Source organism: Lysobacter enzymogenes (genome assembly GCF_017355525.1).
Taxonomy (GTDB): Bacteria; Pseudomonadota; Gammaproteobacteria; order Xanthomonadales; family Xanthomonadaceae; genus Lysobacter; species Lysobacter enzymogenes_C.
The window spans coordinates 930,089-945,191 of sequence record NZ_CP067395.1 but is presented as its reverse complement, the minus strand read 5'-3'; the positions used below and the strand labels follow the sequence as shown (position 1 = coordinate 945,191).

General features: G+C 69.3%; 12 protein-coding genes. 10 read left to right on the top strand and 2 right to left on the bottom strand.

Annotated elements, in window-relative coordinates; translation table 11 throughout:
- Positions 1-102 precede the first annotated feature (102 nt).
- The 4 genes from JHW38_RS03765 to JHW38_RS03750 all read left to right on the top strand — a co-directional run bounded on the left by JHW38_RS03765 (position 103) and on the right by JHW38_RS03750 (position 6,355).
- Positions 103-1,353 carry an ROK family transcriptional regulator gene (locus JHW38_RS03765; RefSeq protein WP_207524691.1) on the top strand — a complete coding sequence of 417 codons (1,251 nt, stop codon included), beginning with the start codon at positions 103-105 and terminating at the stop codon, positions 1,351-1,353.
- A gap of 60 nt (positions 1,354-1,413) precedes the next feature.
- Entirely contained in the window at positions 1,414-2,361 is a 948-nt protein-coding gene (locus JHW38_RS03760) for a carbohydrate kinase family protein (RefSeq protein ID WP_207524690.1), read from the top strand.
- A gap of 15 nt (positions 2,362-2,376) precedes the next feature.
- Entirely contained in the window at positions 2,377-3,594 is a 1,218-nt protein-coding gene (locus tag JHW38_RS03755; protein WP_207524689.1) for an MFS transporter, read from the top strand.
- 76 nt (positions 3,595-3,670) lie between these two features.
- Complete coding sequence (locus tag JHW38_RS03750; RefSeq protein WP_207524688.1) at positions 3,671-6,355, top strand: TonB-dependent receptor; 2,685 nt, start codon at positions 3,671-3,673, stop codon at positions 6,353-6,355.
- Between the two features lie 87 nt (positions 6,356-6,442).
- Here the strand turns inward: JHW38_RS03750 and JHW38_RS03745 are convergent, their stop codons facing one another.
- Positions 6,443-7,336 carry a LysR family transcriptional regulator gene (locus JHW38_RS03745; protein WP_278249818.1) on the bottom strand — a complete coding sequence of 298 codons (894 nt, stop codon included), beginning with the start codon at positions 7,334-7,336 and terminating at the stop codon, positions 6,443-6,445.
- 66 nt (positions 7,337-7,402) lie between these two features.
- Here JHW38_RS03745 and JHW38_RS03740 point away from each other — a divergent pair, with 66 nt between their 5' ends.
- Together JHW38_RS03740 and JHW38_RS03735 are read left to right on the top strand one after the other, a co-directional pair.
- The gene (locus JHW38_RS03740; RefSeq protein ID WP_207524686.1) at positions 7,403-8,332 is read left to right on the top strand and encodes a hypothetical protein; all 930 of its coding nucleotides are present in this window, start codon (positions 7,403-7,405) and stop codon (positions 8,330-8,332) included.
- Positions 8,333-8,500: 168 nt separating this feature from the next.
- A complete protein-coding gene (locus JHW38_RS03735; protein ID WP_207524685.1) occupies positions 8,501-10,567 on the top strand; it encodes a GEVED domain-containing protein in 2,067 nt (688 codons plus the stop codon).
- Between the two features lie 122 nt (positions 10,568-10,689).
- On the opposite strand, the gene JHW38_RS03730 is transcribed toward JHW38_RS03735, so the two are convergent.
- Positions 10,690-11,532, bottom strand: coding sequence for an outer membrane protein (locus JHW38_RS03730; RefSeq protein WP_207524684.1), 843 nt, complete (start codon positions 11,530-11,532; stop codon positions 10,690-10,692).
- Positions 11,533-11,717: 185 nt separating this feature from the next.
- On the opposite strand from JHW38_RS03730, the gene JHW38_RS03725 reads away from it, so the two are divergent.
- The 4 genes from JHW38_RS03725 (at position 11,718) to JHW38_RS03710 (ending at position 15,103) form a co-directional block, all read left to right on the top strand.
- A complete protein-coding gene (locus JHW38_RS03725; RefSeq protein WP_207524683.1) occupies positions 11,718-12,479 on the top strand; it encodes a hypothetical protein in 762 nt (253 codons plus the stop codon).
- A gap of 149 nt (positions 12,480-12,628) precedes the next feature.
- Entirely contained in the window at positions 12,629-13,204 is a 576-nt protein-coding gene (locus JHW38_RS03720) for a sigma-70 family RNA polymerase sigma factor (RefSeq protein ID WP_207524682.1), read from the top strand.
- Positions 13,201-13,950 carry an anti-sigma factor gene (locus tag JHW38_RS03715; RefSeq protein ID WP_207524681.1) on the top strand — a complete coding sequence of 250 codons (750 nt, stop codon included), beginning with the start codon at positions 13,201-13,203 and terminating at the stop codon, positions 13,948-13,950. The genes JHW38_RS03720 and JHW38_RS03715 overlap by 4 nt, the downstream gene beginning before the upstream one ends.
- Positions 13,951-14,110: 160 nt before the next feature.
- A complete protein-coding gene (locus JHW38_RS03710) occupies positions 14,111-15,103 on the top strand; it encodes an acyl-CoA desaturase (RefSeq protein ID WP_207524680.1) in 993 nt (330 codons plus the stop codon).

The window sequence follows — 15,103 nt, the reverse complement described above, 5'->3', positions numbered from 1 at the left end:
TTAGCCATGTCGACACGCATCGTCAATAAATACTTCACATGGATGTATGAATAATACGACGGTGCTTTTCCCCTCCCCTACGCTCAACCGGTTTCGACGCCTATGAACAGTGGCCGCGGCGCCACCCAGCAATCCAGCGCCCCCTACAACCGCCGCCTCGTGCTGGATTTCATCCGCCAGCACGGCGCGGCCTCGCGCAAGGACATCCAGGAAAAGGTCTCGCTGAGCCCGCAGACGGTCGCCAACATCACCAACGAACTCGAGTCGATCGGCCTGATCGTCTCGCGCCGGCAAAAGGATCTGAAGACCCGCGGCCAGCCGCCGATCGCGTTCGAGATCAACCCCGACGCCGGCCAGTCGATCGGCATCAGCCTGGAACCGGGCCGCGCCTCGGGCGCGCTGGTGAACCTGGTCGGCCGCATCGATGCGCGCTGCGAAGTGAAGCTGCAGGGCTGCGACCGCGCGCAACTGCTCGCCGGCCTGCTGGAACTGGTCGCCAGCCTGCGCCGCCAGGCCAATGCGCGGCTGTGGGGCATCGGCGTGGCCCTGCCCGGCCCCCTCGGCGACACCGAGCTGAGTTTCGTCGGCCCGACCGCGCTGGAAGGCTGGAAGGACCTGTCGATCCTCGACCAGTTGCAGGAAGCCACCGGCCTGCCGCTGTTCCACAGCGTCGACAGCGTCGCCGGCGCGCTCGGCGAGACCCTGTACGGCGTCGCCCGCCACCTCGACAACTTCTTCTACCTGCACCTGAGCATGGGCCTGGGCGGCTCGCTGATCGTCGGCCGCAACAACTACCGCGGCGCCGACGGCAACGCGACCGAGATCGGCCACGTGCCGGTGGTTCCCGGCGGTACGCCCTGCTACTGCGGCAACCACGGCTGCCTGGAGCGTTACCTGTCGCTGCATTCGCTGGCCGAAGCGCTGGGCCTCGACGATGCGCAGGTGCACGGGCCGGCCCTGCTCGAACGGCTCGACGCCGCCGACGACCCGGCTTTGCGCCAATGGTGCGAGCAAGCCGCGCAGCGCCTGCGCGATGCGATCTGCATGATCGAGAACCTGCTCGACCCGCAGACCATCGTCATCGGCGGATCGGCGCCGCAGCAACTGGTCCAGCGCCTGGTCGACCTCGCCCAGCCCTGGCACCGCTCGGTGCGCGGCCGCCCGGCCCCGGAACTGCCGCGGGTGATGATTTCCCAGCGCGAGGAAGACTGTTCCCTGCTCGGCGCCGCGGTGCTGCCGATCCACGAACTGCTGTCGCCGCGGCTGGAAGGCCTGCAGAAGGACGAGTTCGGCGAACTGCACGCGGCCGAGCTGCTGGGCCACCGGCCGGCCGCCGGAGGACGCCGCATTTAATTAAACTTCCACTGGATATTTTTATTGACGAGACCGGATCGGGGTGACTATAGTCGCCCCATGAAGTCCGATCAGCCCCAATTCAGCATCGTCGGCGACGTCAGCGTAGACCTGGTCCTGGGCACGCTCGACGGCTGGCCCAAGATAGGCACCGAACGACTGCTGCCGCGCAGCGAGCTGCGCGCCGGCGGTTCGGCCGCCAACTCCGCCCTTGCCGCCCGCCACCTCGGCCTCAGCCCGCACCTGATCGGCGCGATCGGCGACGACGATCTGGCCCAGTGGCTGCTGCTGCAGCTCGCCGGCATCCGGATCGAGCTGCAGACCTGCAGCAGCGACACCACCATGTCGGTCGGCCTGATGCACCCCGACGGCGAGCGCACCTTCTTCACCAGCTGCGGGCATCTGCAACACCTGAGCCCGGACTTCGTGCTCAAGCACCTGCCGCCGGCACCGCACGGCAGCGTCGCGCTGTTCACCTCCCCGTTCCTGCTGTCGGGCCTGCGCGAAGGCTTCGGCGAACTGCTGGCGCAGGCGTCGGCCCGGGGCTATCAGGTCGCGCTCGACACCGGCTGGCCGCCGGAAGGCTGGACCTCGCAAGTGCAGCGCGAAGTCGCCGGCTGGCTGGCCCATTGCGACCATCTGCTCGTCAACGAGCTGGAGGCGATGAGCATCGCCGAAACCCAGGAGCTCGAGCTCGCGGTGCAGCGCGTCGCCGCGCTGCTCAAGCCCGGCGCGCATCTGATCGTCAAGCTCGGCGCCGCCGGCGCATTGGGGCACGTCGACGGCCGCAGCACCCGCTACGCGACCGAAGCGGCCGCGGAAATCTTCGACACCGTCGGCGCCGGCGACAGCTTCAACACCGGCTATCTGGCCGCGCGCTTGAACGGCGCCGGTCTCGACGACGCGCTCGCGGCCGGCTGCCGCACCGCCGGCGCGATCCTGCCCCGCTTCCCGCGCAAGAGCATCGCCGCCGGCGAGCTCTCCCATTGTCTGCAGCCGCACTCCTGACCTGAAGGCGCGACCATGACGCACCGGCCGATCATCATCAGCTACATCCTCCTGATCTGGTTCGCGATCTCCTTCATCACCAACCTGATCGGCCCGCTGATGCCGATCGCCATCCAGGACTTCAAGCTGAGCCTGACGATGGCCGGCTTCATGCCGTTCTCGTTCTTCCTCGCCTACGGCCTGATCTCGATTCCGGGCGGCCTGCTGATCGAAGCCCGCGGCGCCCGCACCACCTTGTTCGCCGCGTTCGCGCTGAACTTCGCCGGCGCGCTGGCGATCGCGCTGCTGCCGGGCTACCTGTCGGTGGTCGCCGGCCTGTTCGTGATCGGCTTGGGCATGGCGCTGCTGCAGGTCGTCATCAATCCGCTGATGCGCACCGCCGGCGGCGAACAGCACTTCGCGTTCTTCTCGGTGATGGCGCAGCTGGTGTTCGGGCTGGCGTCGTTTCTCAGCCCGCTGGCGTTCAAGCTGTACATGCAGCGCCCCGACGTGGCGGCGCAGCCGCTGGCGTGGCTGAGCTTTTATTGGTATTTCAGCGCCGCCTTCGCTGTGCTGGCGCTGCTGAACTACAAGCTGCCGCTGCCGGCGGTGGAGTTGAAGGACGACGAGCGCGCCGGCAACCGCGAGGCCTACCGCAGCCTGCTGCGGCGCTGGGACGTGCGCCTGTTCTTCCTCGGCATCGTCGCCTATGTCGGCACCGAGCAGTCCATCGCCAACTGGATGTCGCAGTTCTTGCACAGCTACCACGGGCTGTCGGCGACCGAGCAAGGCGCGGTCGCGGTCAGCCGCTTCTGGGGGCTGATGTCGCTGGGCTGCCTGGTCGGGTTGGGCCTGCTGAAGCTGCTGGATTCCAAGCGGGTGCTGGCGATCTTCTCGATCCTGGCGATCGCCTGCCTGGCGCTGGCGCTGTACGGCTCCGCCGACGTGTCCGTGCTGGCGTTCCCGGCCGCGGGCTTTTTCCTGTCGGTGATGTTCTCGGTGATCTTCTCGCTGGGCTTGAACTCGGTCAGCCAGCACCACGGCGCGTTCTCGGGAATCCTGTGCAGCGGCATCCTCGGCGGCGCGGTCGTGCCGCTGCTGATCGGCGCGATCGCCGACCACTGGGGCCTGCGCGCGGGCCTGTCGCTGGTGTTCGCGCCCTTGCTCTACATCCTCAGCGTCGGCGTCTGGGCCCGGCCGCTGGTACGCAACCAGACCGTGTACTCCGCAAAAAACACTCCCGTCTCGCCCTGACCGGGCGACCGCACCAGCCACTGCGCGGGCCTGTCGGCGCGAGTCGCCGCACACGCCGCACCACCAGGAGCCAACGATGAAAAAGCGTCCCAGCGATGTTCGACCGAGCGGCATCGCCGTCGCGGTGGCAGCGGTACTGCTCGGCTGCGCCGCCGCGCCGGTCATGGCCCAATCCGCCGCCGGCGAAGACGAGCCGCCGGTCGCCGCCGGGCAGGCCAGCGCCGGCGAAGCCAAGGCCACGCTGGAGACGGTGCGCGTGTCGGCCACGCGCCTGGAATCGGATCTGCTGAAGACGCCGGTGACCGTAACGGCGGTGACCCAGGAGGCGCTGACCCGCGAAGGCGTGCGCGACGTGCGCGGCCTGTCCGGCAAGATGCCGAACGTGCAGATCGCATCCGGCCCGGACTCGGGCGTGCAGGTCAGCATCCGCGGCATCGGCGCCAACAACTTCACCGAGATCGGCGACCCGGCCGTGGGCCTGCACGTCGCCGGCCTGTACTCGCCGCGGCCGCAGGGCGCGCTGGCGCTGATGTTCGACGTCGATCAGGTCGAAGTGCTGCGCGGCCCGCAAGGCACCTTGTTCGGCCGCAACTCCACCGGCGGCAGCATCAACATCATCCCGGCCAAGCCGCGCTTCGATTCCACCTTCGGCAGCGCCGAGCTCGACATCGGCAGCTACAACCTGCGCCAGCTCAACCTGATCCAGAACATCGCGGTCAACGACCGCTTCGCCCTGCGCTTCTCCGCGACCAAGGTCGAGCGCGACGGCTGGATCGACCAGAAGCAGGACTTCACCGACGTCAACATCCCCGAGCGCGGCTTCATCGCCGACGGCATCCCCGACGTGGACCAGCGCCGCAACGTCAAGGTCGGGCGCGACAAGTACTACTACAACCGCGACGAATGGGCGCTGCGCCTGGCCGCGCGCTACGCGTTCAGCGACAAGGTCGAATGGCTGGTCGCGTACGAGAAGTTTCAGAACGACGGCGCCGGCCAGGTCGCGATGAAGGACTGCGGCCAGGCCGCCGGCACCCGCTTCGCCTGCACCGGCGGCAAGTGGGACGTCAACATCAACGTGCCCGGCCGCACCGACATGTCGATCGACACGGTGCGTTCGAACCTCAACTGGTTCATCGACGACGCCAACAGCCTCGAATACAACGTGGCGTTCGCGGTGCAGAAGCGCTTCCAGATCGCCGACGACGACGGCGGCTACCACGAGATTCCCTCGCAGGTCACCGCGACCCTGCCGGTGCCGGCCGAAGGCGACTGGGGCGTGTGGCCGGTGCGCGACAACACCTCGATCACCCTGGATTCCAAGTACAAGTCGTTCGTGCACGAACTGCAGTTCAAGCACCAGGGCGAACGCCTGAGCCTGGTCTCGGGCCTGTTCTGGATGCGCGAGAAGAACCAGATCGACTACGCCCAGGAACAACTGGTCAACGCGCCGTTCGGCTATCCGGTCAGCCAGTTCTACCACCAGCCCAATCGCCAGGTCGACGCCAAGGCGATCTTCTCGCAGGCCGACTGGCGCTTCGCCCCGAGCTGGACCGCGACCTTCGGCGCGCGCTACAGCCGCGACGAAAAGACCGACCGCGGCGGCCAGGTCTACGGCGGCTGGGACACCGAATCGACCGCGTACTACAACGGCCTGTACAACCCGGGCACGCCGGGCCAGCCGGGCTTTCGCGCGCACAACGGCCGCGAGCTGACCGAGCGCATGGGCCCGTTCGGCGGCATCGGCGCCTACAAGTTGTGGGGGCCGCCGGCGGAGAACGAGCACTCCGAATCCTGGCGTAAGGTCACCTGGCGGCTCGGCCTGACCAAGAACCTGTCCGACGACGAAATCCTGTTCGCCTCGCTGTCGACCGGCTACAAGGCCGGCGGCTTCGGCGACAAGGACGACAAGTGCGGCGGCAAGACCTGCATCGACGGTCCGGCCGGCCCGCAGTACACCTTCTTCCCGTACAAGCCCGAAACCGTCACCAACTTCGAGATCGGCTACAAGGGCCTGCTGCTGGACCAGCGCCTGAGCCTGTCGGTCACCGCGTTCTACAGCCGCTACAAGGACATGCAGGTGACCGGCGACTTCTACGCGGCCAAGGTCCATGTCGAAGAACCGTGCCCGGACTTCAACCCGACCTGCGACATCATCAAGAAGTGGCAGACCGTCAACGTCGGCGTCGTCAACATCCCCGGCGTGGAGGTCGAGTTCGATTACCTGCCCACGCCGAACACCCGCATCGGCGGCTTCTTCTCGTACATCAACAGCAAGATCAAGGACTACCCGACCTTCAGCGACGAATGGAACTGCGGCGTGCGCGAAGAATTCGGCGCCCCGCCCTGCCCCGCGCCGTATTCCGGTCCGAATCCGGAGCTGGCCGGCCGCCAGATCTACGACATCACCGGCCACCACCTGCCGATGACGCCGAAGTTCACCGCCGGGGTCAACGCCTCGCACACCTTCAAGTTCGCAAACGGCTATGAACTGGTGCCGTGGGTCAGCGTGAAGTGGCAGGACAAGATGTACTTCACCTTGCGCAACCTCGACAACGCGCACGTGTCCGACGCGCAGGAGGCCTACACCACGGTCGACGCCAGCCTGAGCCTGAAGTCGCCGTCGATCTGGCGCGCCGAGCTTTACGTGCTCAACGCCACCGACAAGATGAGCAAGAACTGGGCCGACGACGCCGGCGGCTTCATCCGCGCTTACTGGAACGATCCGCGCACGGTGGGCTTGCGCCTGCGTTTCGATTACTGAAGCCGCTTGCGCGCGGCGGCGCTTTCGCCGCCGCGCCGGGCCGCCTGCGCCGGCCGCGGCATCGATGCGCTGCCGGCGCGCCGCCGCTCACCGTGGCGGCCATTCGCCGTCGTCGACGGCGCGCTGCGCGTGTTCTTGCAGAAAGTCGATGAATCGCTGCGTCTTCGCCGGCAACAGACGGGTCTGGGTCAACGCGTAGGCCGGCACCGCCGACGCCGTCCACTCGGGCAGGACGCGCTGCAGCGTGCCGTTGGCCAGATCGGCCGCGACCAACAAGGACGGCAGCCGCGCGATGCCCATTCCCAGGCCGGCGAGACGGCGGATCATGCCGACGCTGTTGAGCGAGAACCGTCCCGACACCGCCATCGTCGCGACCGCGTCGCCGCGCCTGAGCGCCCAGGCCCCGCCGTTGCTGGCCGCGCTCATGCGCAGGCATTCGTGCACGGCCAGTTCGTCCGGATGCGCCGGCACGCCGTTGCGCTCCAGATAGCGCGGCGAAGCGTAGAGGCCGCAAGGCAGGCTGGCGATCTGGCGCGCGATCAGGTTCGAATCCGGCTGCGGCCCCATCCGGATCGCGACGTCGACCGGATCGCTGGCCAGATCGACGCGGCGCGGCGTCAAGTCCAGTTCGAACCGGATCTCGGGATAGTCGCGCGCGAACTGGCTGATCAGCGGCGCCAGGAAGTCGACCGCCAGGTCCACCGGCAGCGACGCGCGCAGCACCCCGTTCGGGCGGGCGAGCATTTCGCCCAACTGCTCGTGCGCCAGCCGCGCGTCTTCGACGATGCGTTTGCAGCGCTCGAAATAGGCCTGCCCGGCTTCGGTCAGTTCGACTTTGCGGGTGGTGCGGTTGAACAAGCGCAGGCCGATGTGTTTTTCCAATCGGGAAATTCGCCGCGACAAGGTCGCGATCGGCACGCCGATCGCCGCGGACGCGCCGCGAAAACTCATCGCCTTGCCTACTTCCATAAACAGTTCCATGTCGTTGAGTAGCTGCATGCGGGGAACATTGCTCCAGTAATGGATCAAAGAATTTCAGAGCGATCGATGGTTGCAGCGCATGCCGTGAGTCAGTATGCGAGCTGTACCGAATGTGGCGGGAAGTCGTGCCGATCGCCCACCCGCCGCCGCCGGCGCGTCGTTCGACGCGTTCCGGTTCGGGCGCGGGCGGCCGGGTTCGACGGCGCTGCGCGAGCAGATCAAAAAAGCAGTTGGGGTGCGGCGATGGGGCGAGATCCGGCCTGGGTGCGGGATGTCAGGGGTGTGCTCAAACTGGAGGGTCTGCAACGGATCAAGCTGTCGCGCGGCATGGCCGGCGCGATCGTCGAACTGGATCCGTGGCGCCTGCATGGAGGCGAGCCGCAGCCGCAACCGCTGCGCCTGTGCCTGCGCGCGCATTACCGCGCCCTGGACGCGCTGGTGAAGAAGTTGCGCGACCTCAAGGTGGTCAGCGCGCAAGTCCGCTACGACCCGAGTCAGGGCATGGGCGAACCGCTGTCGCCGCTGCAGGCGGCCAACGATGCGGAGCTTCTGCGCTTGCTGCCGCTCGCGCCCTCGTCGATTTCGATCATCGACGAAACCTTCGGCCTGCTCGATTGCGACCGCGCGCACGGTCGCTGCCGCGGCGCGGCGCAGTGGCAGGGGCACTCCACCGAGGTGATCGCCTTGACCGACGCCACCCTCAATCCGACTCCGGCGCTGAAGACCTTGAAGCAGGCCTGGTCGCAACCGCAGGCGGTGCAGCGCCTGGTCCGCGAACGCGCCGCGGCGATGGCCGCGCTCGTTCCCGGCGCGGGCGATGCCGACGCGGCGCGGTATTTCCGCGACGCGAAGCCGATAAAAGTGTGCGCCGATTCGCATGGCAACTTCGCTTTCTTCTTCACGCCGGAAGGCTCTAATCTGAAGGCCTGCTTCAGGGGACATGTCGCCGACCTTGCCGGCGCCGAGGTTTCGGCCAGACGACGCTCGCGCGTCTGAGCGGCCGCGACGAGCGCGCCGCCCGCGCGAACGGTCGGGGACCGGCGCGCGCGCCGGTACTCGCGACGTGGGTCTTCGCAGCGGACGACGCCACACCGCGGCTGCAGCGACGGGGACCCGGCAGGCGGCGGGCGACCGCACCGCATTGGAATGCTCAGGAGATCGAGAATGGGGAATGTTCATGGGCCGGCGCCGCAGCGCCGCACGCGGATCGTGCTGGCGACGGCGCTGGCGAGCTTGCTGGCGATCGCATCGGGCCTGCCGGCCGGCGCCGCGCAGCTCAACAACGCGACCGCGACCGGCACCACCGGCACCGCCGGCGCTTCGACCAAGCCGTATCCCTCGACGCTGACCGCGACCTACACCCTGTCCGGCGGCACCAACGTGCAGATCGTCGCCAACAACGTCCCGATCACCACGCTCGGCGGCGCGGCGGCGACGATGTTCACGCCGAACGTGCCGACCACGACCACCGGCATCCAGCTGCAAACCATCGGCGCGTCCTGCAACTTCGCCAGCAACGCGGCCACCACCGTCGCCTGCCCCGACATCGGCACCACCCTGACCGTCAGCTTCAGCCGGCCGGTGACCAACCCGACCCTGCATTTCCTCGGCCTCGGCAGCGTGCGCAGCATCACCGGCGACACCGTCACCATCACCGCCGGCCGGGTCACCCACACCCTGGCCTCGTCGCTGCCCGCCGGCGCGACCCTGACCACGCTGGCCGGCGCGGTCAATCTGCGGCCGCTCGCCGGCGGCGGCGTCGGCACCGCGGTCGACGTCAACAACGCCACCTACAACGGCACCAACTGCACGACCATCACCGCGCCGGCGACCCAGTTCGCCGGCTGCGGCAGCGTGCGCGTCAACGGCACCGTGACCTCGGTGACCTTCACCGTCGGCATGTCCGGCGCGCGCAACGTCTTCAACACGACCATCGGCAACGCGCTCGGCGACGACGGCTACATGGTCACCGCGACCGTCGACGAGGACTTCGGCGACGCCCCGGCCAGCTACGACGCGACCGAAGCCGCCAGCCACATCGTCGACGGCATCCGCCTCGGCGCGACGGTCGACGCCGACAACGTCAACGTCTTCAACACCACCCCGGCGGTGACGCCGAGCCCGAACGCGGTCGCCGCGGGCGGCGACAACAACGGCGGCAACGGCGACGGCGGCGACGAAGACGGCCTCAGCACGCCGCTGGCGACCCTGCACACCGGTCTGATCGGCCAGACCTATACGCTGACCCCGTCGCTCAGCGGCAGCACCGCCGCCGGCACCGTCTGCGGCTGGATCGACTTCAACCGCAACGGCGTGTTCGACACCGCCGAAGGCGTGTGCAACGCCGTCGCCAGCGGCGCCACCTCGACCGCTTTGAACTGGACCGTGCCGATCGCCACCACCGCCGGCCGCAGCTACGTGCGCCTGCGCGCGACCCAGGGCAGCCAGCTCAGCGCCTCCACGCCGACCGGCCGCGTCGACAGCGGCGAGGTCGAGGACTACATGATCGAGATCAAGCCGGCGATCCAGGTCATCAAGCAACTCAATCCGACCAGCGACAGCGGCCGTTTCGACCTCGGCATCGGCGGCACCGCGTTCGCGGTCAACGCCGGCCACAACGGCACCACCGGCTTCCGCACGCTGTACCACAACAACGCCTCCGGCGCGCCCGACCTCACCGTCGCCCAGAACATCGCCACCACTGCGATCACCACCACCGTCGCCGAAGTGCCCAACGCGGCGACCACGGGCCAGTACACCGCGACCTACAACTGCGTCAACGGCGCCGGCGCGGCGGTCGCGACCGGCACCGGCACCAGCGTCAACATCACCCTGCCGGTCTCGGTGACCGGCGCGGCCGCCAACGGCCGCGCCCAGACCGTCGTGTGCACCTTCACCAACCGGCCCAACGCGGCGCGGCTGTCGATCGTCAAAAGCGACGGCGCGGGCACCTACACCCCGGGCGGTTCGGCGACCTACACCCTGACCGCGTGCAACGCCGCCGGCGCCGATGCCGCCAACGGCGCGGCGATCAGCGACACCCTGCCGCCGGGCGCCACCCTCAACGCGCAGTGGACCTGCACCGGCAGCGGCGGCGGCACCTGTTCGGCCGGTGCCGGCGGCGCCGTCGGCGGCAACACGGTCAGCCTCACCGCCAGCGCGCTGCCCGCCGGCGGCTGCATCGTCGTCGCCGTGCCGGTGACGTTCAACGCTAACCCGGGCGCTTACTGAGTCGCGTGCGGCGAACGCAGCGGCTGGCCCGCATCCGTGCGATGCGGGCGGCGCGCACGCGCGGACGGCGCGCACGCGGTTGCGCGCGCCGTCCTGCATCCTGCGTTCGCGCAACGTGCGGCTCAGAAGCGATAGGTCGCGGTCAGCCGCAACGCGCCGATCTGGAAGTCTTCGTCGGCGCGGCGCAGATCGGTGCCCGACGGGTTGACCAGCAGGAACGGATTGGTCGCCGGCGCGGTGCCGCGGCCGACCCGCACCCGGTAGTCGTCGTCGCTGAGGCGGGTGTACAGGTATTCCAGCCCGACCGTGAAGTGGTCCAGGACCTTGCGTTCCAGGCCGATGCCGGCCTGCCAGCCGTAGGCGCGGTCGTCGCCGGTCGGGCCGAACGCGTTGGCGGTGTTGCTGGTGACGAAGCTGTGGTCGACATTGGCGCGCACCGCGCCGGCGGTCGCGTACAGCAGATAGTCGCCGCGCGCGCCGAGGCTCCAGCCGACCCGGCCGCGCAGCGCCAGGGTCGTATCCAGGTCGCGGGTCATGGTGTAGAACGCCGGCGTGGTGCTGAAGGCGCTGACGCTGTCGCGCGCATCGTTCTTGGTGTATTCGGCGACGACGCCGAACACCCAGCGGCCGCGCTGCCAGTCGTAGCCTCCGCGCACCCCATATTCGGCGCCGCCCTTGTCGCCGCGGCAACCCGAGGCCGGCGTGCGCCCGCCCGCGGCGCCGCCGCAGAATCCCGGCGAGAACGCGTCCGCGCCGGCGGCGGTGCGGACCGTGTCGCCGAAGCCGCCGTCGAGATTGGTATCGAAACGCAGGCGGCTGCTGCCGCTGCTGTCGGGGTCCGCCCCGCCGAGGTTTCCGCCCAGATAGAAGCCCGACCAGGCCCCCTCGTCCTGCGCGTGGGCGGCCGCGGTCGTCGACAGAAGGAGAACGGCGGTGGCGAGTACGGATGCGCTGCGAGAGTTCATGGACATGCTCCTGGACAGGGGGCTGAATCGGGCTAGCCTGGTTCGCTACGCAGCGCGGCGATGCGCGGATGCGCATGGATGCGCGCGCGGCCGCCGATGCCGTTCAGTGAGTTAAGACAGGCGCGCTGCATCTCGAGGCGATGCCGCCGCGTATGTACGAGCACCATCACGTTCCGAGAGTGCGCATGTTCAAGGTCGCCGCGCTGTGCGCGCTCGCCGCCCTGCCCTTGGCGCAGGCGCGCGGCGCGCCCTCGTACTACGAAGGCCTGGCGTTCTCGCCGCAGGACGGCCGCCTGCTGTATCGCGAAAGCCACTGGACGCGCCGCGCAGGCGGGTCGGTCGAGAAGATCGCCCTGTTCCGTTGCCCCGACGGCCGCGCGTTCGCGCGCCGCATCCTCGACGAGGGCCGCGGCGCGGCGGCGCCGGATTTCGCTTTCGAGGACGCGCGCGACGGTTATCGAGAAGGCCTGCGCAGCCGCGCGGGGCAGCGCATCGTGTACTCGCGCCCGCCGCGCGAAAGCGAACGCAGCGCGACGATCCAGGTGCCGCAAGGCGCGGTCGCCGACGCCGGATTCGACGCTCGGATCGGCGAAATCTGGCCGCAGCTGGCGGCGGGAAAAACCGTCTCGGTGCCGTTTCTGATTCCGTCCAGGCTGGCGTTCTACCGCTTCCGCGCAGAGCCCGAGGCGCCGCGCCCGGGCGCGCGCGCAGAACTGCGCGTGCGTCTGCGCATGGACGCCTGGTATGCGTTCGCGGCGCCGGAGATCGAGCTGGTCTACGACGCCGCCAGCCGCCGGCTGAAGTCGTTTTCGGGCTTGAGCACGATCCGCGACGACGCCGGACGTTATCGCAAGGTCCTGGTGCGGTTCCCGCCCGACGCGGCCGCGCCCGACATGGACGCGCAGGCCGCCGCCACGGCGCCGCTGACGCAACGGTGCGGCGCATGAGCCCGGCGCTGCGGTCGGCGTCGTTGCTGCCGCGGTCTCGGCCGTCGCCCGGCACGGTCGTGCGGACGTGGCCGCTTTGCCGGATCGGTGGCGTTCCCGTAGTGTACTTGTCGCTCGCCGCCAACGCGGCCCCTCCGGTGCGTCCATCGATGACTTCGCCTCCCGAAGACTCCGCGGCACGAACGGCTTCCGAAGCGCAGGCGCGATTGCTGCGCGCGGCGCTCGGCGATCGCGCCGCGTTCGAAGCCCTGTACCGCAGCACCTCGAGCGCGCTGCTGGCCGTGTGCCTGCGGCTGATGCCCGACCGCGCCGAAGCCGAAGACGTGCTGCAGGACGCGTTCGTTGCGATCTGGCACAAGGCCGATCAGTACGATCCGCAGAAGGCCTCGGCGATGACCTGGCTGATCGCGATCGTGCGCAACAAGGCGATCGACCGCATGCGCAGCGGCGGCTACGCGTTCAAGCGCGCCAGCATCGAACTGCCGGAGGAGCTCGACGACGGCGAGCCGACGCCGGCGGCGCGCGCCGAGGCGGTCAGCGAGGCCGAACTGCTGCAAACCTGCATGCAGGCGCTGGAACCGCGGCGGCGCCAGCTGATCCGCACCGCCTTCTATGAAGGCACCACTTACGAAGAACTGGCTCAGCGCACCGGTTCGCCGGTCGGCAGCGTCAAGAGTTGGATCCGTCGTGGCCTGTTGCAGCTTCGGGCGTGCCTGGAACAATGAACATCCGCGACCATCAAACCGATCAAGAACCGCCGAGCGCGGAAGTGCGCGCCGGCGAATACGTGTTGGGCGTGCTCGACGCGGACACCCGCGCGCAGACCCGGCAACGCATCCGCAGCGAGCCCGCGTTCGCGCGGCTGGTGGCGCAATGGGAGCAGCGCCTGAATCTGCTGGCGCAGGAGTTGCCCGCTGCCGACGCGCCGCCGCGGCTGTGGCGCGGCGTGCGCGCGCGCCTGGGGTGGGACGCGGACGAACCGCGCTCGAGCGGCTGGAACAGCCTGGCGTTGTGGCGCGGCCTGACCGGCGTGGCCGCGGTCGCAGCGGTGGCCTTGTTCGTGGTCGGGCGCGCGCCGCCGGCGCCGGTGCCGCCGCCGCCGGCACCGCCGGTCGCGCAGGAAGAAGACGTCGCGCGTCCGGTGACGCCGCTGACCCGCGACGACGGCCAGCCCGGTTGGTTGGCCTCGGTCGACAAGCGCGCCGGCAAAGTGCTGATGGTGCCGATCCCCTCGCCCGCCGATGCGCAGGGCCGGGTCGGCGAGTTGTGGGTCATCGCCAAGGGCGAGGCGCCGCGCTCGCTGGGCTTCGTCTCGAACGAGAAAGCGCATTCGGTCGCGGTGCCGGCCGCCCTGCTCGACAAGCTGACGCCGGGCAGCACGCTGGCGGTGACGCTGGAACCTGCGCAAGGCATCCCGCATGCCGCGCCTACCGGCCCGATCGTGGCCAAGGGCGCTATCGGCGCGATCTGATCGCCCGGCAAACGCAGTCGCGGCCCGTTGCACGGGCCCGCGACTGCGCGCGCGAGGGTGACGGGCGTCGCGGTCGCGCATCGCGACATCCGCCGCAACCGAGTGCATCCGCCCGCGATGCGGGCTCGTAGGTCCGGTCAGATCCCGTCTGGACCGCGCCATGCGAACGCGTTCTCCGCTTCCACCCGGCTCCCCGGCACCGATCGCGTCCCGACGCGGCGCGCTCGACGGCGCGCTGCGCACGGCGCGGCGCTGGGTCGATACCGAAAGCGAAGCCCCCGGCGCCGCGGCCGGCGGCGAGCGCGACGAGCGGGTCGACTGGCTGCGCGCCGCGCCGTTCGTGGCGATGCATCTGGGCTGCCTGGGCGCATGGTGGACCGGCGTTTCGCCGATCGCGCTGGCGGTCGCCGCCGCGCTGTACGTCGTGCGCATGTTCGCGCTGACCGGTTTCTACCATCGCTATTTCTCCCATCGAACGTTCCGCGCCTCGCGGCCGGTGCAGTTCGCCTTCGCGGTGATCGGCGCGTCGAGCGTGCAGCGCGGCCCGCTGTGGTGGGCGGCGCATCACCGCCACCACCATCGCCATACCGACACCGCGCAAGACCCGCATTCGCCGGTCCAACGAGGGTTCTGGCGCAGCCATATGCTGTGGTTTCTGACGCCGCAAGCGTTCCGGACGGACCTGTCCCGCGTGCCCGACCTGGCCGCGTTCCCGGAACTGCGCTGGCTCGACCGCTACGACACGCTGGTGCCGGCGCTGCTCGCGCTCGGCCTGTTCGCACTGGGCGCCGCATTGCAGGCCGTCGCGCCGCAGCTCGGCACCGGCGCCTGGCAAATGCTGGTGTGGGGATTCTTCGTATCGACCACGGTGTTGTTCCACGCGACGGTCACGATCAATTCGCTCGCCCACCGCTACGGCCGCCGCCGTTTCGCTACCGGCGACAACAGCCGCAACAACCTGTGGCTGGCGCTGCTGACCTTCGGCGAGGGCTGGCACAACAACCATCACTTCTTCCCCGGCAGCGCCCGTCAGGGATTCCGCTGGTGGGAGATCGACCTGACCTACTACGGCTTGCGCCTGCTCGCCGCAGTGGGATTGGTGCGCGATCTCAAACCCGTGCCCGCGTGGGTGCTCGAACGAGCGAGGGACTGA

Excerpts from the sequence above, each read along its gene's own strand:
- JHW38_RS03750 (WP_207524688.1), top strand. The coding sequence starts at position 3,671 with ATGAAAAAGCGTCCCAGCGATGTTCGACCGAGCGGCATCGCCGTCGCG.
- JHW38_RS03730 (WP_207524684.1), bottom strand. The coding sequence starts at position 11,532 with ATGAACTCTCGCAGCGCATCCGTACTCGCCACCGCCGTTCTCCTTCTG.
- JHW38_RS03710 (WP_207524680.1), top strand. The coding sequence starts at position 14,111 with ATGCGAACGCGTTCTCCGCTTCCACCCGGCTCCCCGGCACCGATCGCG.
- JHW38_RS03765 (WP_207524691.1), top strand. The coding sequence starts at position 103 with ATGAACAGTGGCCGCGGCGCCACCCAGCAATCCAGCGCCCCCTACAAC.
- JHW38_RS03715 (WP_207524681.1), top strand. The coding sequence starts at position 13,201 with ATGAACATCCGCGACCATCAAACCGATCAAGAACCGCCGAGCGCGGAA.
- JHW38_RS03720 (WP_207524682.1), top strand. The coding sequence starts at position 12,629 with ATGACTTCGCCTCCCGAAGACTCCGCGGCACGAACGGCTTCCGAAGCG.
- JHW38_RS03760 (WP_207524690.1), top strand. The coding sequence starts at position 1,414 with ATGAAGTCCGATCAGCCCCAATTCAGCATCGTCGGCGACGTCAGCGTA.
- JHW38_RS03755 (WP_207524689.1), top strand. The coding sequence starts at position 2,377 with ATGACGCACCGGCCGATCATCATCAGCTACATCCTCCTGATCTGGTTC.
- JHW38_RS03735 (WP_207524685.1), top strand. The coding sequence starts at position 8,501 with ATGGGGAATGTTCATGGGCCGGCGCCGCAGCGCCGCACGCGGATCGTG.
- JHW38_RS03740 (WP_207524686.1), top strand. The coding sequence starts at position 7,403 with ATGGTTGCAGCGCATGCCGTGAGTCAGTATGCGAGCTGTACCGAATGT.
- JHW38_RS03745 (WP_278249818.1), bottom strand. The coding sequence starts at position 7,336 with ATGGAACTGTTTATGGAAGTAGGCAAGGCGATGAGTTTTCGCGGCGCG.
- JHW38_RS03725 (WP_207524683.1), top strand. The coding sequence starts at position 11,718 with ATGTTCAAGGTCGCCGCGCTGTGCGCGCTCGCCGCCCTGCCCTTGGCG.